Consider the following 22,135-nt stretch of genomic DNA (forward strand, 5'->3'; position numbering starts at 1 on the left):
CGCGTTTCCCGTTTTTTATGGTCTGATAGCGCTTTCCTCCAATACGTACCTCCTTTCGTTAGGTTGTTGTTTGTAATCGAGCCCCGTAGTTACCGAGACCGCTTCCAGTATATCGCGAATGTTTTCCTGCAAATCCAGCGTGCCGCCAAATCGCACACCCGCGAGTTTCGGTTGTTTTAGAATAATATCAACACGGTAATACCGCGACAGTTTTTTTAAAATCTCGGTCAGCGGTGCGCTATTCAGCACGAGGTAGCCGTCCTTCCACGATACATATTCCTGCACATCCACCTGTTCTGTTTGCAATGCGGCACGTTGCTGGTCGTACACCGCCCGGGTCCCCGGCGTGATCTTCATTTTTTTCGAGCCGAAGAGCGATTGGCTCTGGCTCGTCAGCTCCACGCTGCCGGTTGCGAGCACGGTAGCAGTGTAATCGTCATCGGCATAGGCACTTACATCGAACTCCGTACCGAGCACTTTCACCTCCATATCGCGGGTATAGACATGAAAAGGCACGTCATCTGAATGCTTCACCGAGAAGTATGCCTGGCCTTCAAGATATACCTCACGCTGCCTTTTATCGAAATGCGACGGATATACCAGCTTAGAGCCGGAGTTCAGCCAAATACGCGTCCCGTCGGCAAGCGTCAGCACCGACCGCTTACCATAAGGCACAACTAATGTATTAAACTGCTGATCCCCGGCCACCTGCTGGTCTATTGTCGATGAAGAGTCAACCTGAATGAGCGCACCATTCTCCTTGTAAACGACACTGGAATTTTCCTTACGCAAGCTGATCACGCGTTTATCGCCGAGGATGAGCTGGGTTTCGTCCGGTCCGTTCGCACCGCGGGCTGCGAATTCCTGCATGGTGCGGGCGGTGTTCTTGTAAAACACCAGGTAGCCTACGCCCGCCAGCAACAGCAATGTCACCGAAGCCGCCGCAGCGATCCAGAATGTGTTAAATGATCTTTGCTTTCTCTGAGAGACCGTTTCTTCTACCTGGTTCCAGAGTGCATCCTTCTCATCCGCTGAAAAGGTTTCGTTACGGAGGGTCTTGAACAGCAGTTTCGCCCTTTCGCCAGCCACTCTTTCCGCTTCGGTCAGGTGTTCCGGATCCGGTTTCGGTTCCTGCTTGTTGCTCTTTCTTTTCATGGAGATGCGCTTGTTTAAACTACAAGAGCGCAACCGGTCCCGGATATAGACTTCTGAAAGGATTTATTTTAACAAAAAATAGAAAATATTCTCTAACAACACATTATCAATAAGATAGCACCAAATTCAAGTTTCCCGCGCAGCTGTTTGAGGGCACGGTATATGAATGTGCGGCAGGTAGGAACGGAAATCTGCATGATCGCGGCGATTTCGTCATAGTCGAGGTCCTGGTGAAAACGCAGGTACAATATCTCGCGCTGGCGGTCGGGAAGCAGGTTGATCTCCGCCGCAAGATGTTGCAGTATCTCCCGCTCTTTCTCGCTGATAATCAACTCTTCCTCGATACTGAAACTGAATGTATTGATCGCCAGCGAATCCTCGGTATCCCATCGGTCGAATCGCAGCATCGACGACTTCCGGTGCGCCAAATGCAATTTCCGGCGGAGAGATTTGAGGAGATAGAATTTCACATTGGCATCCCGCGCCAGATTTTTCCGATAGCCATGCAAATCGATGAACAGATCGTGAATACAATCCTTTACAAGATCCCGGTCGGTGCTGTACCGCATACCGAATGCGTACAGCACGCCGGTGTACTGATCGTAAAGGTCGCTAAACGCATCGGGTTCGCCGGAAATGAAGCGTAACCAGGTATCATGGTCCGGGTCTGAATGTGTCATAGCGCAAAGTTCAATGCATATTTCCCAAAACGTTTCACCAAACGGGCATTAAATGTAATGAGTATCTATTAAAATTATTAAATATCTCCTGTTTGTTCCCCCTATTTTTATACCCGACTATTTGGTAGGGCCGGCGTGCTTGCCAAGTCTGAAGATACTTTTTACTTTGCATCAAAAAAGCAATCAACATGGAACCAGCACTATTGAATGAAGTCCCGTCGCTCGATTTGGCCGATTTTACATCGGGTGATACCCAACGCAAGCAGCAGTTTGTTAAAGACCTGGGCGCCGCATTTACCAACATCGGTTTTGTAGCCATTAAAAATCACGGGTTAAGCGATGCCCTGCGCAATGATCTTTACGAAAGTGTAAAGGAATTCTTTTCGCAGCCGGACGATGTCAAGAAAAAGTACGAGTTCCCCGAGCTGTTCGGTCAGCGCGGTTATATCGGCAAAGGCAAAGAAACTGCAAAAGGTTTCAAAGTGGCCGATTTGAAGGAGTTTTACCACGTAGGCCAGCCCGAGCCGGTCGGACAAATGCCGTCCAATATCTTTCCTGACGAATTCCCCGATTTCAAAAAATATACGCTCGAAGTTTACCAAACTTTCGAAAATACCGGTAAAACGCTGCTGCGCGCCATCGCCATTTACCTTAACCTCCCGGAGGATTACTTTGAGGACAAAGTAAAAAACGGCGACAGCCTGCTCCGCGCATTGCATTACTTCCCGATCCCCAACCCCGAACTGGTGCCGGAAGGTGCCGTAAGGGCCGCGGCGCATGGGGATATCAACCTCATTACCCTGCTGATGGGCGCCAGCGCGGAAGGCCTCGAAGTGCTCCGGCGGGACGGTGCGTGGATAGCCATTACCGCATTACCCGACCAGATCGTCGTCAATGTGGGTGATATGCTCGACCGATTGACGAATCATAAGCTCAAATCGACCATTCACAGGGTGGTGAATCCGCCACGTGAGAAAATGGGGACATCGCGTTATTCCATTCCCTTCTTCATGCACCCGCGCGCAGACATGGATCTGACCAGCCTTGAAAGCTGCGTTACTGCCGAATATCCGAAGCTTTACACCGACATGACGGCTGGTGAGTTTCTCGATGAACGTTTGCGGGAGCTCGGTTTGAAAAAATAAAAGTACCCTCAGCTTGTCTTACCCACCTATCCGTCGATTTCGTTACATCATTTACCTGATGGACATCCTCCTGCTGTCGCTCACGGCATTCGGAGGACCGCAGGTACACCTGATGATGATGATCGAGCGGCTGGTGCACAAGCGCAGGTACGTCACCGAGGAGGAACTACTTGAATTACAAGCCCTTTGTTCGATATTACCTGGCCCGAGCTCCACGCAAACCGTTACGGCTATCGGATTGAAAATAGGCGGGCAACCGCTCGCCTACCTGACCCTGCTCGTATGGTCGCTGCCGGCGATGATCCTGATGACGCTCGCAGCAATCGGCATCCATTACCTCGAAAGGAATGCGATTTCACTGGACTTTACACGATTTGTGGGGCCAATGGCGGTTGCATTCCTGATGTATGGTGCCTCGTCCATTGCGAGAAAGGTGATTCACAACACGCAAGGCTGGACACTTCTGGTTATCTCGACGATCCTTGCATACATGTACCCGTCCCCGTACATGACGCCGGTGCTCATCGTCTGCGGTGGTGTAGCAGCTTCGCTCAATTTCAAGAAGCACGAGAAAATGGAGAAGGGCGAGATCCGCATCAAATGGCGGCCGATTATCTTCTGGATTTCCGTGCTGATTACGGCGGCTATCATCGGTAAAATCACGAATTCGTTGCCCGTGAGGCTTTTCGAGAACTTCTACCGCAACGGCAGCCTGGTCTTCGGCGGTGGGCAGGTGCTGATCCCGATCTTGTACAACGAGTTTGTGGAGTTTAAGCATTACCTGACCGAGCAGGAGTTCCTGGCAGGGATGGCGCTTACGCAGGTCGTGCCCGGACCTGTATTTTCCATCGCCACATTTGTCGGAAGTGTGTCGCTGCAAACGCACGGCTGGTTTGGCCAGATTGTCGGAGGGTTTGTGGCAACTGCCGGAATCTTCCTTCCCGGCACGTTTTTCATCTTTTTCGCCTACCCTTTCTGGGACCAGTTGAAACGCTACCGCGGCATTCGCGCCTCCCTTGAAGGCATCCATGCCGCCAGCTGCGGCCTCACCATTGCCGCCGCCATTTCGCTCTTTCAACCGATGATGACGAACATTCAGCCCGTCGTAACCGTGATTGCTACACTCATTGTCGTCGCATTCGGTAAGGTCCCCTCGTATTTGATCATTCTGGCCGGGTTGTTGCTGGGGTTGCTCTTCTAGCTCATTTCGCTGGGAGAACGGGAAAGGTTGTGTATATTTACTTAGACTTCATTCAAAAACTTAATATCGAAGCATATGCTTTTGGAATTGGACGATAACGTAATCAACAGCACCGGACTTAGCGAACAGGAGTTAAGGATCGAGCTTGCTGTACGTTTGTATGAGGACGAGAAAATTACTGTCGGGCAGGGAGGCAGGATGACCGGACTGGGAAGCATTCGCTTCCAGCAAGAACTCGGAAAGCGTAAAATTGCATGGCATTATGATGTCGAGGACTTTGAAGCAGATTTGGAAACACTAAGAAAGTTTTCGAGTGATCGTAGTAAGTGACACTTCTGTTATCAGCGGACTTGTGCAGTCGGGGCATTTAGATGTCCTCCAAAATCTCTATGAGAGGATAATAATACCGAACCAGGTATACCTGGAATTACAGGATTTGAATGTTGCATTCCAGCAGAAACTTGCATTGGATTGGATCGAAATCAGAGAAGTTTCGAGTACCTCACTTTTGAACGAATTAACCGAACTTCTTGACCCTGGCGAGGCGGAAGCAATTGTGCTCGCAACAGAACTCCGTGCGGATTTGGTTTTAATCGATGAAAGAAAGGGCCGGGCAATTGCTACGCAGATGGGTTTATCTGTGATCGGAACCTTGGGCGCTCTGGTGGAAGCAAAGGAGAAAAACTACATCAACTCAGTGAAGCCGGTGATTGACATATTAGTAAACCAATGCGGGTTTTGGATCAAGCCTAGCCTAGTTGAAAGAGTATTAAAATCAGTAAATGAATAATAATAGTACCAGAATAAGCATTCCCAAAACCCAATGACCAGACACCACCTGACCCTATTTACACTCCTTTTCCTGACAGCATTTACAACAAAAGCCCAAATCAGCACTCCCCCGGGCTTTTTGCAAAAAAACAAGACGAACGCATCCCGCCAATGGGTCGATTCGGTATTTGCGACGCTGACGCCCGACGAACGCATTGCACAGCTGATTATGGTCGCGGCGGTGTCGGATACCAAGCGTGCGTTGATCGACCCCAAAACCAGCAGCCCGGCGGCAGTCGGGAAGCTGATCCGTGAAAATAAAGTGGGCGGGATTGTCTTTTTCCAGGGTGGACCAATGCCGCAAGCGCGACTGACCAACTATTACCAATCCATTTCGAAGGTGCCGTTGCTCGTGGCAATGGATGCGGAATTCGGTCTGGCGATGCGGATCGACAGCACCGTCCGTTACCCGTATCAAATGACTCTGGGCGCTATTCAGGGCAACAATGACCTGATTTACGAAATGGGTGCGCAAGTTGCGAAACAAGCGCGGCGGTTGGGCATGCATATCAACTTCGCGCCGGTTGCCGATGTGAACAACAACCCCAGTAACCCGGTGATCAGCTTCCGGTCATTTGGAGAAAACAAATACAAGGTTGCCGAAAAAGCGGTCGCATACATGCGCGGAATGCAGGATAACGGCTTGCTCACGAGCGCAAAACATTTCCCCGGCCACGGCGATACCGGTACCGACTCGCATTATGACCTGCCGCTGATTTCACATTCCGTACAACGCATCGATTCACTGGAACTTTACCCGTTCCGTGCGCTGATCGACAACGGACTGAGCGGTATGATGATCGCACATTTGAGCATTCCGGCGCTTGACAAAACGCCTAATCTGCCTTCCACACTCTCCAAACCCATTGTAACGAGTCTTCTCCGCGACCAGCTGGGATTTGAAGGGCTTATCTATTCCGACGCGATGAATATGAAGGGGGTGACCAAATATTTCCCCGACGGCAAAGCCGACGCCATGGGGCTCGAAGCGGGCATGGACTTGCTGGAATTTACCGAGGACGTGAATAAATCCATTGCCGAGATCAAAAAAAGCATCGCCGAGGGCAAAATCACGCAGGCGGAGATCGATTACCGCTGCCGTAAAGTATTGGAAGCAAAGGCCTGGGCGGGTCTTAACCACTACCAACCGGTCGATCTCAACAATTTATACGAAGACCTGAATCCCAAAGCCGCGGAGCTAACCAACCGCTTGCTTACCGAAAAAGCCCTCACAATACTAAAAAACGACAACAGCATTCTGCCGCTTCGCGAGCTGGATACGCTCAAAATTGCCTCCATTTCCGTGGGAGCCGATACAGTCACTACTTTCCAGAACACGTTAGGTCTGTACACGACTGTCGACCATTTCTATATTCCTGCTAAGGCAACTGCGGAGCAGATCGAGGCGGTACGTTCGAAATTGAGTGCTTACAACCTATTACTGGTAGGCGTGCATTTGGGCAGCATTTCCCCGCGTACAAGTTATGGCCTCACCGAACCCATGAGCGCCGTGTTGCAGGAATTGATCGCCACTAAAAAAGCGGTTGTTTCCGTTTTCGGGAATCCATATGCCCTGAATAAAATGCCCAAAACCGACGATGCGAAAGCATTGATCATGGCATACCAGCTCACCCCCTACACCCAGGATTTGTCGGCTCAGCTGATTTTCGGCGCTATTCCGGCAGTGGGCAAGCTGCCCGTGACTGTAAATGCACAATATCCCTACCTGGCAGGCATCGGAACGCCTGCGCTGGGCAGATTAAAGTACACCATTCCCGAAGAACTCGGACTGGATTCGAAGGTCATTACCTTTAAAATAGACTCCATTGCCAACGCCGCGGTAACGCAAAAGGCGACACCCGGCTGCGTAGTACAGCTGGCTAAGGACGGCAAAGTTTTCTTCCGCAAAGCCTACGGCAAACATACCTATGAGGGCAATCATCCTGTAAAACTGACGGATTTGTACGATCTGGCTTCGGTGACCAAAATTACCGCCTCTACACTGGCATTAATGAGCCTCTGGGACGCGAAAAAGTTTGACCTGGACGCGACGATGAAGGATTATCTCCCCGACTTTGAAGGTTCCAACAAGGCCGATCTGCATTGGCGCCGCGTGCTTACACACAGTGCGCGCCTGAAAGCGTTTATCGTGCTATGGAAAGAGGCGCAGAAAGCAGATGGAAGCTGGAAAAAGAAAACATTCAGTACCAAACAGTCGAAGCGCTACCCTACTTCGGTGGTGGGCGACAGCTTGTTTATTTTCAAAAATTACGACAAAACGATCTTCAAATCCATCCGCAATTCTCCTTTGAACGAAAAGGAAGGCTACGTGTACAGCGATCTTTCCTTTATTCTCTATCCGCAGATCGTGAAGCGGTTGAGCGGTGAGAATTTTGAAGATTATATCAAAAATCACTATTACCACAAACTGGGCGCGAATACGCTCACATTCAACCCGAAACGTTTTTACAAACTGGACGACATCGTGCCTACCGAGCGTGACACGTTCTTCCGGATGACGCAGTTGCACGGCCAGGTACATGACGAAGCGGCTGCTATGCTGGGCGGACTAAGCGGTCATGCCGGACTTTTCGGCACGTCCAATGATGTGATGAAGGTATGGCAGATGTATTTGCAGGATGGCTATTACGGCGGACAGCAGTTACTGAGCAAAGATGCTTTGATCGAGTTTACACGCTATCAGTACCCGGAAGAGGGAAGCCGTCGCGGTATCGGGTTTGACAAGCCTACATTCAAATACACCGGTAACGCACCGAGGTATGCGAGCCCGTCGAGCTTCGGCCATACGGGGTATACGGGCATTATGACCTGGGCGGATCCGGCCTGGGGCCTGAATTACGTCTTTTTGTCGAACCGGGTGTACCCGACGCGTGAGAACAACAAGATCTCGACGCTGAATATCCGTACGTCGATCATGGATGTCGTTTACGAGCAGCTTTTAAAAAAGTAACCCGGGTTACCCGCACCGAGCCCTGAACTTGCTACCTTTGTGTTACTCACGAACCAGGTTATTACTATGTACTATCGATTTGATAAAGAAAAAGCATCCCGGCGGCCCGGAATAACGCCGTTGAAGGAGGCTATCGATCAAATGCTCGATAGGTACAAGCTGCGTAGCCGTTTCGACCAATCCTATGTGGTTGCGCATTGGGACAAGATCATGGGTTCGGCCATCGCGACCCGCACCCAAAAAGTGTATATCAAGGACAACATCCTGTTCCTTCAAATCGAATCCGCTCCGCTCCGCAACGAGCTTTTCCGTGCAAAGGCCAAGATCATCGAGCTTATTAACCGCGAAATGGGAAGTACGTTGGTGCAGGATGTGATTTTTGTCTGAAGTTATCAGGACAGTTCTTTTGAGAAAAGATGTAAATTCAAGTCTGGATTAAACTATTAAGGGACATGACTACGCTGACAATAAAAACTGAGAGCGAGGAAGTGATGAATGCTGTCAGAGCTCTTCTGAACGGGTTTAAAGTTGCTTTTGAAGAGGCATCACCCTATGATCCTGAGTTTGTAGCCAAAATAGAGAAAAGCAGACAACAAGTCCGGGAGGGGAAAACCGTTAAGATTGATCTTGACGATATATGGAAGTAGTATCTTCCACTGAGGCACAGGAAGATCTGGCACATTGGAAGAAAACAAATAATGTAGTCATTTTGAAAAAATTGAGGGCATTAATAGAATCAATTACAGAAAATCCTTACGCGGGAATTGGGAAGCCAGAATTGTTAAAGCATAACCTTGCAGGATGCTGGTCCAGAAGAATCAACCAAGAGCATCGAATAGTTTATGAAATCATCGGAGATGTGATTCATATTCTTTCCCTTAAAGGTCACTATTGATATTCTGCCTTCAAAAATGAACATTTGCGGTTACTTGAGCCAAAAATAGTTTTGACGCAGGTAACTTCCCACAATCCAATTGAATGAATCCAATCCTATTTCCTGCATTTCTGAAACCCGGCGACCGTGTCGGGGTTTTGGCTCCGGCCAGTATTGTGAAGTATGAAGACGTCGTCCCAGGCATCCGGTTGTTTACCGAGCAGTGGGGACTCGAAGTGGTCGAGGGAAAAACGCTGAGGACTTCATTTAACCAGTTTTCGGCTTCCGACGAAGACCGACTGGCGGATATGCAGCGAATGCTCGACGATCCTTCCGTTAAAGCCATTATCGCCGCCCGCGGCGGCTACGGCTGCTCCCGGATCGTGGATAACCTCAATTTTGATAATTTCCTCAAAAACCCGAAGTGGATTGTCGGTTTCAGCGATCTGACAGCCTTTCTTGCCCGAACTTTTCAGTTGGGCTATGCCAGCATTCATGCGCCAATGGCTAAGACGATTACGTGTGCCGGCGCTGAGGTAGCGGCAGAATCGCTGCGGCAGATGCTTTTCGGTGAATTGCCCGGTTATGAAGTGCCTGTTCATCGCTTAAACCGCACAGGACAAGCGACTGCACAGGTGGTAGGCGGTAACCTTTGCCTGCTCGCACATATGATCGGGTCGGAGACAGAGACGGACACGGACGGTAAGATCCTTTTTATCGAGGATATCAATGAGTACCTGTATAACCTGGACCGAATGATGATCCAGCTGAAACGGTCGGGGAAACTCGACAAACTGGCAGGATTGGTCGTGGGCCAGTTTACAGACATGAAGGACAATAACAGTCCCACATTCGGGAAAGATTCTTACGAAATTATCGCCGAGCATGTGGCTGAGTTCGATTATCCGACCTGCTACGATTTCCCCGTGGGCCACGTGGGCGACAACCGCGCCATGGGTGTGGGCATGCGGGCTGCATTCAAAGTATCGGAGCAGGCCGTTGAGCTCCGTTTTCTATCAAATTCCACAGCTGTTTAGCTTAGAGATATGACAAATTTCAAGGATAAAGTTGTCTGGATAACAGGCGCGTCATCGGGTATCGGCGAAGCATTGGCCATGGCTTTTGCCAAAGAAGGCGCAAAACTGGTGCTTACCGCACGTCGACGTGAGGAATTGGAAAGAGTAAAACGGCAAACGGCATTGCCTGACCCGGATGTGCTGATATTGCCCCTGGACGTTACACAATTCGAGCAGGCCGGACCTGCCGCGGAACAAGTAATTGCCCGTTTCGGAAAGATCGATGTCATGGTGCATAATGCGGGTGTTAGCCAGCGCTCCTACATCGACGACACCGACCTGGAAGTTTACCAGAGCCTGATGAATGTTAATTTTTTCAGCACGGTAGCGCTTACGAAAGCCGTTTTGCCGCATATGATGAGGCAGCAATCAGGGCATTTTATCGTCATGAGCAGCGTCGCGGGGAAGATCGGTACGATCATGCGCTCGGGCTACAATGCTGCCAAACACGCATTGCAGGGTTTCTACGACTCGCTACGCGCCGAGGGTTACCAGCACAATATCAAAGTCACAACCATTTGCCCCGGCTACATTCGTACGAATATCTCTTTGAATGCCTTGAATGCATCGGGTGATAAATTTGGTAAAATGGATAGTAACCAGGCCAAAGGCATCCCGGCAGACGTTTGCGCCGACAAAATACTCGATGCCGTCAGGAAAGATAAAAAGGAGATCTACATTGGTGGGTTTAAAGAAGTAGCCGCTATTTACCTCAAAAGGTTCTTCCCGAGCCTGCTGTTTGATCAGGTCAGGAAGAACATTCCGGAATAGCCGCTATGGAATAGCCGCTATGGAATAGCCGCCATGGAATAGGCTTTATTTCGTTTTCGCCTTTTCGAGATAATCCGTCGCGAGGCGGGCAATGGAACGCACGCCGAGCACCAGGCTACCTTCATCGACATAGAAATCAGGTGTGTGATGCGGTGCGGCTTCTGCAACGCTTTTGCCCTTTGGCATACCTCCCAGGAAAAAGAAGAAGCCAGGGACTTTCTGTTGGTAAAAAGCAAAATCTTCGGCACCAGTTTTGACCGGAATTACATTTACATTCTCTTTCCCGGCTACATTTTCCAGGGTACCGATCATTTTGGCCGTCAATGCCTCGTCATTATGCGTGACGGGGTACATGATATCGATATCGACCGTCGCTGTCGCCCCTGCACTTTCCGCAATGTTGGATGAAATTTCATTCAACCGCTTGTGCACGTATGAATGCATTGCTTCGTCGAAAGTCCGGATGGTACCAATCATTTTCACCGACTCGGGAATGATATTCTGCCGCACGCCGCCATGAATTGCGCCAATGGTCACGACCGCGGGTGCGTGTGTGAGATCGAGATTACGGCTTACGATCGTCTGCAATGCAGTCACAATTTGCGAAGAGGTCACGATCGGGTCAACGCCCGACCAAGGATAGGCGCCGTGCGTTTGTTTGCCTTTTACGTCAATGCTAAAAAAATCCACGGCAGCCATCGTTGCGCCGGGGCGGTAAGAAATCTTCCCTACTTCGATTTGGGAGTCGATATGGAGGCCAAAAATTGCATCGACCTTCGGATTTTCGAGAACTCCTTCCTTCACCATCAGTTCGGCACCACCCTCTTCGCCTTCCGGAGCACCTTCCTCGGCCGGTTGGAATATAAACTTAACGGTCCCCGGAAGCTCGTTCTTCACCGACGCCAGTACCTCCGCGACGCCCATGAGTATAGCTATGTGCGTATCATGTCCACAAGCATGCATGACGCCGGTATTCTGTCCTTTATATTCCGTCGTTACTTTTGATTTAAACGGAATATCCACCCGCTCTGCTACCGGCAAGCCGTCCATGTCGGCCCGCAGGGCCACCACAGGCCCAGGCTTTCCTCCTTTTAGAATGCCTACTACACCGGTATGCGCAACGCCGGTTGTTACCTCGATGCCCAGCTGCTTCAAATGGTTTGCAACCTTCTCGGCTGTTTTAAATTCCCGGTTGCCGAGCTCAGGATTTTGATGAAAATCACGCCGCCATGCTACCAGCTTCTTTTCCAGCGCAGGCGCTTTCTGGTCGATCGATTTGGCCAGTGATGATTGCGCAAATGCCGATTGGCCGGTCATAGCGGCTACGAGCACTGCCATGGATATCCGACAAAATTGATTTGAGATCTTACTTGTAAAAGGAGTTGTCATATGGAATTAATAAAAGATCAGGTTTTTCAAGATCGGAAAGAAATTCCAGGCTTGCAAAATCGGTTTGCCAGCCTACTACTTATCGGTTCTTTCCAGACCAAAAACAAAAAAGGCCTTACCCGTTATGGATAAGGCCTTGAATAAGCAAATAGCTCGAATCAATGCTCGTCTTCGAGGAAGCCTGTACGACGGTAGCCGGCATATTCATACTGTGTACCGGGATCATCCGAAAACTCAAACTTCACGTAAAGCGAGTCTGTTTTGTTGCCCCCGGGTGTTGTCGCCGCTCCTTTGAGGATTTTACCTTCGATAACCGACACCTTAATCTTATCGCTATATGCGTTCGCAAGATCTTTTGCCGGATCGAAAGTCATCGCAGGAAGGTTAACCTTCGTGACAATTTTGGCGGGCCATGTCTCATGGTCGTCCAGGATCAGATCTGTCTCATTATTGGCAGCCGTGTTAGATGTCGTCACAAGGTGGAAGCCAGCGCCTATGTCCTCACCATCAACCAAAATGTTGATCCACCACTCGCCACACATAGCCTTCAACTTAGTCCCTTCGATGGTCGGTTCGCTGCCCAGATCACAAGACAAAAGGCCGAACACCAATAATATCAGAGAATACTTTATATATTTCATAAACCGCAATTTTAAAGTTTTACAAAAGTACGTAGCGCTGTACCAAAGCCCGGGTTGATTACCACCCAGCTATAAGACACTCCTTCCTTAATCGACGCGTTGGTGCATTCGAATGCATTACCGGGAGTGAGCTGGTAAGGAACACCTATTTTGCCTTTATCGAAATAGTAGAACAAAACGGCATCGCCCGGTGAAGGCACCGCAACACCGCCGACGTTATCCGCCTTATACAGGTTTCCGCTTACTTTCGTCACTTTTGAAACGCCGTTTGCACCAGCATTGCGCTGATAACTTCCTGTAATATCGGCGGTCGCCGCAGCAGAAATCACCCCTATGTAGCGGTACTCGGTCGATGAGTAACCATCCTTGTTCACAGCGTCGTAAGTGAGCACATAAATACCAGGTGTTTTTGTATCCACCGTTCCGGACACTTTCACCTGAATCTCCGTGTCTCCTTCCTTGGCAGTAGCGCCAGGATCTGTAAAAGTGCCTCCCACCGCTACCTGATTCCATTGCTCACCTTTCAAGGTGATCACCGGATAATAGGTAATGCTCGAGATACCTTCTGTCACCTTATCCTCTTCGCACGAAAATGCTGCAAACAAGGTCAGGGCTATCATTATCAGTTTTATTCCTCTTTTCATAGTTTCTGTTATCAATGACCTGTGTTTACTTCATCCACCAAATTTTGGCCGTAACAGGTACGGCAGCAGGTGCGTTAATGTTACCATCGCGCGAAGCGGAAGTGTAAGGAAGTCGTTTAGGCAACTCGTTTCCAATTACAGATTCCTCCGACACCGTCCACTGACCTGGTACATAATTATTGGCTGTTGAACGTACGGGAGATTTTTCAGGATAGCCTGTGCGCGCCTGATCCAGGTAGGATTCGTATCCCTGACGGAACATCGCCACCCATTTCTGGTACATAATCGTTTTCAGCTTTGCTTCCACGGTTCCGGTTGATGGGTACTCGTAAACACCACCCTTAGCGATCTTCTTGGCATCAAATGCAACGTTGAATTTCGCATAAGCAGCAGGAACAGCTTTCTCGTAAAACTCCTTCGCTTTTGCGTCATTGCCGATACGCAGGTATGCTTCCGACAGCAAGAAGTAGACCTCGTCGATGCTGAAAAAATAGAATGGATCAGTCGCAGTCATTTTGGCTACGCTCGGAGTGGCGGGAGCGATAACCGCGTTGTTGAAATCACCCTGTTCCAAGCCGCTTTGACCGGTTGGGCCCGGCGTAAAGTACGCCGCGAGACGTGCATCGTCTTTATTCTCCTGCAAATAGGTCATCAGCGTAAGGCTAAGACGCAGGTTGGTTCCTGTGTTAAGCTGGCGGACGTTGGTTTCATACAATGGGTTACTGCGGTTGGGCTCATCGACAAATTTGGTCAATGCAGCATGGTCTTGCAGGAAAGGCGTATTCGCATCCAGCATGGCCTTGATTGCCGCAATCGCCTGAGCAGAATTAGCGCTCGCCGTCTGACGCAGGTACAATTTCAATTTCAGCGTATTCACGAAGCGCTTCCAGTGATCGATCTGGTTATCGGCACTCATTCCTCCGAAAATCAGGTCGGAAGATACCGCCGTGGATTTGCCGTTGTTAAAGTCGAGCGCCAGGGCAGCATCGAGTCTTTTCAGCAACTCGGCATATACCGCAGGGCCGTCGTCGTATTTAGGCGCCTTAATGGTTTCTACCTGCAAGGCTTCCGTTAAAGGAATCTTGTCAAAAAAGTCAGCCAGCATCTGGTAACCGAAGGATTGCACGGCTACTGCCTGCAACACCATATTGTTATTACCGGTAGCGGTGGCTTTAATTTTGACATCCTCGAGGTCATTCAATCCTCCCGCGTAAAACTCCGTCCACATGTTGTTGTAATCGGAAGCGTTGAGATCGTAAGAGTCGATGTTACGGTACTGGGAGCTTGCATTGGACTGCGTCCAGTGCTGCGACCAAAGTCCGCCAATAATAGCCATATCACTTCCGACAGAAGCTACGATAGACGCTTGTGCAGCCGGCAACACAAACTCCGGCGCCACATTGGTCGGGTTGTTCGGGTCTTCGTTCACATCCAGCCAATCGTTGCAGGAGCCCAGTGAAAGTGCTGCAAACAGCAGAACACTATTTTTTATAATACCTTTCATTTGAAGCCTAATTAGAATGATAGATTTAACTGAACACCATACGTTGCAGTAGATGGACCCGCCGCAAATTCACCATAAAGGTTTTTCAGGCTGGTTCCAAACGTATTGGCTTCCGGGTCAACAACGTGATTGGCTTTGGGCGTCCACAGTACGAGGTTACGACCAAACACACCCACAGATGCACCTCTTACCGGCAGTTTTGTCAACGCCTTCTTAGGTATTGAATAAGTGAGTGACACGTTTCTCAGTTTGAAGAATGTCTTCGGCAACACGTGGTTGTATTCGTTCGCCGAGGTCGATCCGCCATAGTAAGTGAATACGTCAGCACGTGACACCGGAGTGGTGTTAGGTGCGTAGCTGTCTTCGCCTACTTTTACAACAGAACCCGGTACAACAAACGGCTCACGGTCGTTGTATTGTGACATGTAAGCGTTTCCGTTGAAGTAATTCAGACGGGCGGTGTAAGAGTAGAATACCCCACCATTACGATAGTCGCCATTCGCGCTGAATTTGAATCCTTTATAATCCAGGTAAGTCGAAACCCCCAAAGTATAATTCGGGTTGATCGAACCTCTGTACGTTTCTTCGGAGCTAACAAGCGGCAATCCGTTTGTCGGGTTCACGACGATGTTTCCGCTTGGGTCACGCAGCACATCCGGTGAGTAAATTGCGCCCAGCGGCTTGCCTACTACGGCACGCAGTTTCACGTTGTAGCTGCTGTTGAGCAGGATGTTTCCTGAACCACCTTCCAGGCCGAGTGATTCTACCTCGTTCCAAATCTTGTTGTAGTTCACGGTAACACCCCATTCCAGTTTCTCCGTGCGAACCGGTATCAAATTCAATGCAAGTTCAACCCCTTTGTTTCTCACGCTACCCAGGTTGACCGTCTGGGTTGTGGCACCTGTTGCAGGTTCAAGAGCAAGGCTGATAATCTGGTTTTTGGTCAGCTTGTTATAATAGCTCAGGTCGAGTCCGATGCGTCTTCCGAAGAAGCCCAGTTCAAGACCACCTTCGTATTCGGTTGAAATCTCCGGTTTCAGATTTTGGTTTCCAAGGTTGTTTGAAACCTCGTAAGCATTCAGGCCGCCGAAGGGGAAGTTGATATTACCAAAACCACCTGCGCGAACAGAACCCGGCACATAAACTGAATATACCTGATAAGGATCGGCATCGTTGCCCGCCGATGCTGCTGCAAAACGTACTTTCACGAAAGGAATTTCCGCCGGCAATTTGAATACATCCGACAACACCGCACTGATGCTGGCGCTTGGATAGAAGTAAGAATTTTTGCCTTTTGGCAGCGTACTGGTCCAGTCGTTACGAGCACCCACCGTGAGGTACAACCAGTTGTCGAAACCGAATGTAGCCTGACCGTAAACACCTACGAGCCGACGTTTGCTTGTAGTAGCGAACGTGGTAGGTGTCACAGAGCTGTTGGAAAGGCTGTAAAACCCAGGAAGGTCGAGGTTGGTAACTTTCGCAAAGTTGGTTTGCGCAGTTCTTTCATTGAGGTTATGGCCCAGGAATGCCTGCACATCGAAACGCGACCCGAAATTATGTTTGAAATTGAAGATCAGGTCGCTGTTGAACTGACGGTTCTGACGTGCCAGTTGCGAAACCCCTCCGAAAACGTCGTTAGCTGTGCTGTTAGGAGCGCTGTCAGAGATTTTACCGACGTTACCCCAGTCTTTCTGGAATGCATCGGAGTAGTCACCACCCACTCTATATTTCACATCCAGGTTTTTCAGCAACTGGTAACCGAATTCGATGTTACCGAAAATGCGGTCTTCGTCGTAGTTGTTACCCTGGTTGTACAATGTCCAGTACGGGTTCTGAGCGTATGGTGTAAAATAGTTATCCAACGTCATGAACTTGTAGTAAGGGCTGTTAGGATCCAGCAATGCTTTCGAATCAACGATCGAGTGGTCGCGCGGGATCTGGATGATCTCCTGCCATACCACCTTACCGCCGCCTGCGTCATCGCCCTGCCCGGTAGCAACCGCTTTCTGATTTTTGTGAACGTAGTTGATGTTGGAGTTCACCGAGAACTTATCCAGCTTCAAACCACCATTCAGGCTTAGTGTATTACGCTTGTAAGAGTCGGCATTGCTCGGAACTACCCCGTCAGCTGTCGCATTGGAATATGCTACGCGATAGTTGGCTGTTTCAGTACCACCGGATACCGCAATGCTGTTGTTCCATTCGTAACCTTTGTCGAAGAAATCTTTCAGGTTGTCTTCCTGCGCCGAGAAAGGTTTCAGCATTTGGGAGTTATCCACAACGTTGCCCCAGAGGCGTGTTTTGCCATCGAGTCGTGGTCCCCATGAACCGTTTTCAATGCGGTCGAACAAGCCGCTCCATCCCTGTCCATAGGTGTTTTGCAGGTGTGGAACGCGCAATACCTGTGATCTCGCAAAAGAGGATGAAATGTCAACCTGAGTCTTGCCTGATTTACCTCTTTTGGTCGTAATCAGGATCGCACCGTTGGCTGCGCGGCTACCGTACAATGCGGATGCCGAAATACCTTTCAGTACGGTAATGCTTTCGATCTCGTTAGGGTTGATATCGTTCATCTGGTTACCGAAGTCCATCGAACGGTTGAAGTCATCGTTGCCGTTTTGCGCATTGGTTGAAGAAGTGTTACCGCGGTTGTTCATCGGCACACCGTCAATCACAAACAATGGCTGGTTATTACCGGTCACAGAGTTGAAACCACGAATGTTCAGGACGGTCGACGCTCCCGGTGCTCCTGACGCGGTATTAACAGACAGACCGGGCACGCGCGCGTTAAGCGCATCGAGCGGGCTGGTGTTACGGGCTTCTGTAATGGACGTATTGGCAATGGTGGCGGTACTGTAACCGAGCGATTTACGTTCGCGCGAAATACCGAGTGCAGTTACAACCACCTCGCCTAATTGTTGAGCATCTGCCGCGAGCGTTACATTAATCGTAGATTTGGAACCGACCACGATGCTCTGACTGAGATAACCCACAAATGAAAACACGAGTGTTCCGGAAGAGGGGGCTGTAATGGTGTACTTTCCGTCGATATCGGTGGTGATACCTCTGGTTGTACCTTTCAGGGTGATGTTTACACCGGGGAGTACGCTTCCGTCGTCGGCGGTTACAACTCCCGATACTTGTTTATCCTGGGCGAAAGCCTGCCAGCCAGGAATCAATAAGCACCCTAAGAATAGAAACAGTAGAGTCTTTCTCATACAAAGGATTTAAAGTTTGTTTAAATAGGATATTAATTGCGTCAAGGTTACAAAACTAATTCTTGTTTCAATCAATTACAATGCCCTGCAAATCAATGCCCAGAATATAATTTGGCATAAACTGGGTTTCATTGTCAGTTTGTTAGCAGGAACGGAGAAATTGCCTCCATAAACGTATTTGTTAGAACTTCATGCTTTCTGCGTATTAGCAATCAAAATTGCAACGCCTCCTTCCTTTCCTTAGATGATTTTCAAACAATTCAAATATTTACTAAAAGTTAGCTTACTGTGGAGGGTGTATTTTTCAGGTCAGAAATGACCTTTTTTGGGGCTTGAAAATTTATATTAAGCTACAAACAATATTAAAATAATGCAAATATTTATCAAAAATTCCTCGATAGGCGGGCATTCTTAATGCACGCTCTTTTTCAGAATCGCTTTATTTAGATTCATTCTTCAATCACATCGCGTATACGGGTACCGTAATTCAGGTGCTTGCATTTTCACCATCGGGCATGTTTTTCCCAATAAATGTAAATTCCTCAAAAAAAGACATCTATTGTTAACATTTAGTTAAAATCAAGCCGTTTTTTGAAAATTTCACATATTTGAAAAAATTGCAAAAAATCGCTACTTCTACATAGAAAATTCTCCATATCGCACAGTCCAGCCAAAGTAAATTTTGAAATTTCGCAATGAAAAGGTTGTACTGGTTAAACTAATAGTTATTTTTGCAACAGTATGTTTACATAACAAACCTAACTTTAAACTTAATTTATGAGGAAGACTTTATGCTCCTTAATGGGGTGTTTGCTGCTATTTCTGTCGCAGCTTCACGCCCAAGATCTCGCCGTGACCGGCAAGGTCACCGCGGACGATGGCTCGACACTTCCGGGTGTTAACATTTCTTTGAAAGGTACTACTCGCGGTACCACCACCGATAGCCAGGGCCAGTACACAATTACCTCCTCAACCGGTGCTACACTTGTTTTTAGTTTTATCGGTTTTCAAACACAGGAAGTGATCGTTGGGAACCAGTCCGTCATCAACGTAACGCTAAAAAGCGATGTCAGCCAGCTTCAGGAGGTTGTAGTAACGGCCCTTGGACAAGAGCGTAAAAGAAATGAGCTCGTCTACGCGGCCCAGCAGATCAACAATGAGCAGATCGTACAGGCGCGTAACCCGAACGTAATGAACGCGCTCGCAGGTAAAATCGCCGGTCTTGATATCAAAACCAACAACAACATGGGCGGTTCGACCAGCGCGATCATCCGCGGTTACAAGTCCATTACCGGTAACAACCAGGCATTGTGGGTAATCGACGGTGTGCCAGTTACCAATGCCAACACCAACTCTACCGATCAGCAGACCGGTCGCGCCGGTACGGACTACGGTAATGCCGCTTCCGATATCAACCCGGACAACATTGCGTCCGTCAACGTATTGAAAGGTGCTGCGGCTACCGCACTTTACGGTTCGCGTGCTTCCAACGGGGTAATCCTCGTTACCACCAAGCAAGGTCGTAAAAACAGCTTCGACGTAACCGTGAACAGCGGTGTTACCTGGGGCAAGATCGACAAAACCACTTATGTGAAATATCAGAAAGAATATGGTGCGGGTTATGGCGGCGATGGCGCTAAGGACCAGTTCTACCGCGGCAACCTGGGCTCAGGCGAAGGCGATATTGCCGTATTTGACGCGGATGCCTCTTTCGGCGCTAAGTTCGATCCAAACAGAATGGTTTACCAATGGGATGCTATTGACCCTTCATCGCCCACTTTTGGCAAAATGACTCCGTGGGTCGCCGCTAAAAACGGTCCTGACGCGTTCTTCGAAACAGCCGTAACATCCAACCAGAGCGTGAGCATCCTGGGCGGTGGCGAAAACACCACATTTAAAGTAGGTTATACCCGTAGCGACGAAAAAGGTGTTCTTCCAAACAGTAAACTGGGTAAAAACCTTTTCAACTTCTCGGCTTCATTTGACCTGACCAAGAAACTGACGATCTCTGCAAACGCCAACTACTCACAAGTGAAAGGTATGGGACGTTACGGTACAGGTTACGATGGCAAAAACCCTAACCAGCAGTTCAGACAGTGGTTCCAAACCAACGTTGACCTTCTCGAACAGAAAGCGGCCTATTTCAGAAACAAACAGGATGTAACCTGGAACTGGGGAGATCCAACCGCTCCTTTCGACGACAACGGTCCGATTTACTCGGAAAACCCATACTTCGCACGTTACCAGAACTACTCGAACGACTCGCGTGACAACTTCTTCGGCTACGCCGCAGCGGTTTATAAAATCGCTCCCTGGATTGACCTGACAACGCGTTTCGCCTATAACGGAACACAGGATATGCAGGAAGAGCGCATCGCATTCGGCAGCTCCGATCCTGCACAGTACAAGCGCTTCAACAGAGGTTTCAACGAAACCAACCTGGATGTGATCTTCAACTTCCGCAAAGCCATTACCAAGGACATCAACTTCTCCGGTTTGGCAGGTGGAAGCATGCGTCGTTCGACAGAAAACTCGATCCGCGCACAAACGAATGGCGGTATGGTCGTTCCGGGCCTGTTCTCTCTTTCGAACTCGGCTAACCCGATCGAAGCACCGACTGAAACATACAGAAGAATCGGTGTGGATGGTCTTTATGCACAGGCGTCATTTGGTTACAAAGACCTCGTAAACCTTGACCTGACCGCAAGACAGGACAAATCGACCACCCTCAGCAAAAACAACAACACTTATTTCTACCCGGCTATCGGTGCGAACTTCAACATCTCGAACCTGGAAGGTCTTAAAAGACTTGGCTGGTTGACCATGGCGAAACTGAGCGCCAACTATGCGGAAGTAGGTAACGATGCGCCATGGGGAAGTACATTGGACGTTTACGACAAGCCAACAGGCCTCGGCAACATTCCTTACTTCACGCTGAGAAATACCAAAAACAACCCGGATCTGAAACCGGAAAGAACCAAAAACTACGAATTTGGTCTTGAAAGTGCATTCCTGAACGACCGCGTAGGTTTCAACTTTACTTACTACCGCTCGTCGACCCTCGATCAGATCCTACCTGTATCGATTACCGCTGCAACTGGTTACGCGTTCCGTTATGTAAACTCTGGTGAAGTACAGAACAAGGGTATTGAAATCTCTGCCTATGTAACGCCAATCAAAGTTCAGGACTTCTCGTGGACCTTGAATGTGAACTTTGCGAGAAACCGCAACAAAGTAATCAGTCTGTACGGTGAAGGCGCTACCAAAGTAACCAACGTACAGATCGCAAGTCTTCAGGGAGGCGTTTCCATCAACGCTGCCGAAGGACAGCCATTTGGTGTGATCCGTGGAACGAACTTCGTTTACCACGAAGGAACCGGCCAGAAGGTGGTTAAAAGCAACGGTATTTATGCGGCAACCGCCAGCTCTTCCGAAATCATCGGTAACCCTAACCCGGACTGGATCGGCGGCGTAAGCAACACATTGAAATACAAAACATTGTCATTGAGTTTCCTGCTTGACATCCGTCACGGTGGCGATGTATGGTCATTGGATCAATGGTATGGTGAAGGAACCGGTCTTTACCCGATCACCGCTGGTTTGAACGAGTTGGGCAATCCAAAAAGATCTCCTGTTGCACAAGGCGGCGGCGTATTGTTCCCAGGTGTACAAGCCGACGGAACACCTAATACGGTACGTGCTGCGAACGTAGACGGAAACGGTGCTACCGCATACGGCTACCCAGGTAACCCACCGCGTGCAATGTACATCTACGACGCGAGCTACATCAAATTGAGAGAGGTAGCATTGACCTACGCGCTTCCACAGGCGATCGTAAGCAAACTGCGTGCATTCAAAGAGATCGACATCTCAGTAATCGGCCGTAACCTTTGGATCATTCACAAAAACATGGAGTTCCAGGATCCGGAAGAAGGTCTTGGTTCAGGTTTGCTGAATGGTGCGGGCGGTTACCAAAGCGGTGCTTACCCGGCTGTAAGAAACTATGGTTTCAATGTTAAATTCCGTTTCTAAGCG

18 protein-coding genes are annotated in these 22,135 nt (G+C 49.1%); 11 read left to right on the plus strand and 7 right to left on the minus strand.

What is annotated here, in order from left to right:
• Window positions 1–15 precede the first annotated feature (15 nt).
• Both J7619_RS05800 and J7619_RS05805 read right to left on the minus strand, forming a co-directional pair.
• On the minus strand, window positions 16–1,155 hold the full coding sequence (locus J7619_RS05800; protein WP_291195387.1) for a FecR family protein: 1,140 nt from the start codon (window positions 1,153–1,155) through the stop codon (window positions 16–18).
• A gap of 92 nt (window positions 1,156–1,247) precedes the next feature.
• Window positions 1,248–1,835, minus strand: a complete 588-nt coding sequence (locus tag J7619_RS05805) for an RNA polymerase sigma factor (protein WP_291195390.1) — start codon at window positions 1,833–1,835, stop codon at window positions 1,248–1,250.
• Between the two features lie 188 nt (window positions 1,836–2,023).
• Between J7619_RS05805 and J7619_RS05810 the strand changes: the two genes are divergently transcribed.
• The 10 genes from J7619_RS05810 to J7619_RS05855 all read left to right on the plus strand — a co-directional run bounded on the left by J7619_RS05810 (window position 2,024) and on the right by J7619_RS05855 (window position 10,704).
• A complete protein-coding gene (locus J7619_RS05810; protein ID WP_291195393.1) occupies window positions 2,024–2,980 on the plus strand; it encodes an isopenicillin N synthase family oxygenase in 957 nt (318 codons plus the stop codon).
• Window positions 2,981–3,038: 58 nt separating this feature from the next.
• Window positions 3,039–4,181, plus strand: a complete 1,143-nt coding sequence (chrA, locus tag J7619_RS05815) for a chromate efflux transporter (protein ID WP_291195396.1) — start codon at window positions 3,039–3,041, stop codon at window positions 4,179–4,181.
• Between the two features lie 75 nt (window positions 4,182–4,256).
• Entirely contained in the window at window positions 4,257–4,511 is a 255-nt protein-coding gene (locus J7619_RS05820; RefSeq protein ID WP_291195400.1) for a UPF0175 family protein, read from the plus strand.
• On the plus strand, window positions 4,495–4,971 hold the full coding sequence (locus J7619_RS05825) for a DUF3368 domain-containing protein (RefSeq protein ID WP_291195403.1): 477 nt from the start codon (window positions 4,495–4,497) through the stop codon (window positions 4,969–4,971). Before J7619_RS05820 ends, J7619_RS05825 begins: the two co-directional genes overlap by 17 nt.
• A 33-nt stretch (window positions 4,972–5,004) precedes the next feature.
• Complete coding sequence (locus tag J7619_RS05830) at window positions 5,005–7,983, plus strand: glycoside hydrolase family 3 N-terminal domain-containing protein (protein WP_291195406.1); 2,979 nt, start codon at window positions 5,005–5,007, stop codon at window positions 7,981–7,983.
• Window positions 7,984–8,049: 66 nt separating this feature from the next.
• Window positions 8,050–8,370 (plus strand): DUF721 domain-containing protein, encoded by a 321-nt coding sequence (locus J7619_RS05835; protein ID WP_291195409.1) that lies wholly within the window; start codon window positions 8,050–8,052, stop codon window positions 8,368–8,370.
• Window positions 8,371–8,435: 65 nt separating this feature from the next.
• A complete protein-coding gene (locus J7619_RS05840; RefSeq protein ID WP_291195412.1) occupies window positions 8,436–8,630 on the plus strand; it encodes a DUF2683 family protein in 195 nt (64 codons plus the stop codon).
• The gene (locus J7619_RS05845; RefSeq protein WP_291195415.1) at window positions 8,621–8,878 is read left to right on the plus strand and encodes a Txe/YoeB family addiction module toxin; all 258 of its coding nucleotides are present in this window, start codon (window positions 8,621–8,623) and stop codon (window positions 8,876–8,878) included. Before J7619_RS05840 ends, J7619_RS05845 begins: the two co-directional genes overlap by 10 nt.
• 83 nt (window positions 8,879–8,961) lie before the next feature.
• Window positions 8,962–9,894, plus strand: a complete 933-nt coding sequence (locus J7619_RS05850) for an LD-carboxypeptidase (RefSeq protein WP_291195418.1) — start codon at window positions 8,962–8,964, stop codon at window positions 9,892–9,894.
• Window positions 9,895–9,903: 9 nt separating this feature from the next.
• The gene (locus tag J7619_RS05855) at window positions 9,904–10,704 is read left to right on the plus strand and encodes an SDR family oxidoreductase (protein ID WP_291195421.1); all 801 of its coding nucleotides are present in this window, start codon (window positions 9,904–9,906) and stop codon (window positions 10,702–10,704) included.
• A 45-nt stretch (window positions 10,705–10,749) separates the two neighbouring features.
• Here J7619_RS05855 and J7619_RS05860 read toward each other — a convergent pair whose 3' ends face one another.
• From J7619_RS05860 to J7619_RS05880, 5 genes are all read right to left on the minus strand, one after another.
• A complete protein-coding gene (locus J7619_RS05860) occupies window positions 10,750–12,042 on the minus strand; it encodes an amidohydrolase (protein ID WP_291195424.1) in 1,293 nt (430 codons plus the stop codon).
• 209 nt (window positions 12,043–12,251) lie between these two features.
• Window positions 12,252–12,734: a lipid-binding protein gene (locus tag J7619_RS05865; RefSeq protein ID WP_291195427.1), complete on the minus strand. Its 483-nt coding sequence runs from the start codon at window positions 12,732–12,734 to the stop codon at window positions 12,252–12,254.
• Between the two features lie 11 nt (window positions 12,735–12,745).
• Window positions 12,746–13,378 carry a DUF5011 domain-containing protein gene (locus tag J7619_RS05870; RefSeq protein ID WP_291195430.1) on the minus strand — a complete coding sequence of 211 codons (633 nt, stop codon included), beginning with the start codon at window positions 13,376–13,378 and terminating at the stop codon, window positions 12,746–12,748.
• A 25-nt stretch (window positions 13,379–13,403) separates the two neighbouring features.
• Entirely contained in the window at window positions 13,404–14,882 is a 1,479-nt protein-coding gene (locus tag J7619_RS05875; RefSeq protein WP_291195433.1) for a SusD/RagB family nutrient-binding outer membrane lipoprotein, read from the minus strand.
• Between the two features lie 11 nt (window positions 14,883–14,893).
• A complete protein-coding gene (locus J7619_RS05880; RefSeq protein WP_291195436.1) occupies window positions 14,894–18,100 on the minus strand; it encodes a SusC/RagA family TonB-linked outer membrane protein in 3,207 nt (1,068 codons plus the stop codon).
• Between the two features lie 777 nt (window positions 18,101–18,877).
• Here J7619_RS05880 and J7619_RS05885 point away from each other — a divergent pair.
• Window positions 18,878–22,132, plus strand: coding sequence for a SusC/RagA family TonB-linked outer membrane protein (locus J7619_RS05885; RefSeq protein WP_291195439.1), 3,255 nt, complete (start codon window positions 18,878–18,880; stop codon window positions 22,130–22,132).
• Window positions 22,133–22,135: the final 3 nt, after the last annotated feature.

Origin of the sequence: Dyadobacter sp. (assembly GCF_017744695.1) — a bacterium.
GTDB lineage: Bacteria > Bacteroidota > Bacteroidia > Cytophagales > Spirosomataceae > Dyadobacter.

Bases quoted from the DNA above. Each gene is read 5' to 3' on its own strand.
- J7619_RS05855 (WP_291195421.1), top strand. From the start codon at position 9,904: ATGACAAATTTCAAGGATAAAGTTGTCTGGATAACAGGCGCGTCATCG.
- J7619_RS05880 (WP_291195436.1), bottom strand. From the start codon at position 18,100: ATGAGAAAGACTCTACTGTTTCTATTCTTAGGGTGCTTATTGATTCCT.
- J7619_RS05830 (WP_291195406.1), top strand. From the start codon at position 5,005: ATGACCAGACACCACCTGACCCTATTTACACTCCTTTTCCTGACAGCA.
- J7619_RS05840 (WP_291195412.1), top strand. From the start codon at position 8,436: ATGACTACGCTGACAATAAAAACTGAGAGCGAGGAAGTGATGAATGCT.
- J7619_RS05810 (WP_291195393.1), top strand. From the start codon at position 2,024: ATGGAACCAGCACTATTGAATGAAGTCCCGTCGCTCGATTTGGCCGAT.
- J7619_RS05875 (WP_291195433.1), bottom strand. From the start codon at position 14,882: ATGAAAGGTATTATAAAAAATAGTGTTCTGCTGTTTGCAGCACTTTCA.
- J7619_RS05805 (WP_291195390.1), bottom strand. From the start codon at position 1,835: ATGACACATTCAGACCCGGACCATGATACCTGGTTACGCTTCATTTCC.
- J7619_RS05835 (WP_291195409.1), top strand. From the start codon at position 8,050: ATGTACTATCGATTTGATAAAGAAAAAGCATCCCGGCGGCCCGGAATA.
- J7619_RS05860 (WP_291195424.1), bottom strand. From the start codon at position 12,042: ATGGCAGTGCTCGTAGCCGCTATGACCGGCCAATCGGCATTTGCGCAA.
- J7619_RS05870 (WP_291195430.1), bottom strand. From the start codon at position 13,378: ATGAAAAGAGGAATAAAACTGATAATGATAGCCCTGACCTTGTTTGCA.
- J7619_RS05845 (WP_291195415.1), top strand. From the start codon at position 8,621: ATGGAAGTAGTATCTTCCACTGAGGCACAGGAAGATCTGGCACATTGG.
- chrA (WP_291195396.1), top strand. From the start codon at position 3,039: ATGGACATCCTCCTGCTGTCGCTCACGGCATTCGGAGGACCGCAGGTA.
- J7619_RS05820 (WP_291195400.1), top strand. From the start codon at position 4,257: ATGCTTTTGGAATTGGACGATAACGTAATCAACAGCACCGGACTTAGC.
- J7619_RS05865 (WP_291195427.1), bottom strand. From the start codon at position 12,734: ATGAAATATATAAAGTATTCTCTGATATTATTGGTGTTCGGCCTTTTG.
- J7619_RS05885 (WP_291195439.1), top strand. From the start codon at position 18,878: ATGAGGAAGACTTTATGCTCCTTAATGGGGTGTTTGCTGCTATTTCTG.
- J7619_RS05850 (WP_291195418.1), top strand. From the start codon at position 8,962: ATGAATCCAATCCTATTTCCTGCATTTCTGAAACCCGGCGACCGTGTC.
- J7619_RS05800 (WP_291195387.1), bottom strand. From the start codon at position 1,155: ATGAAAAGAAAGAGCAACAAGCAGGAACCGAAACCGGATCCGGAACAC.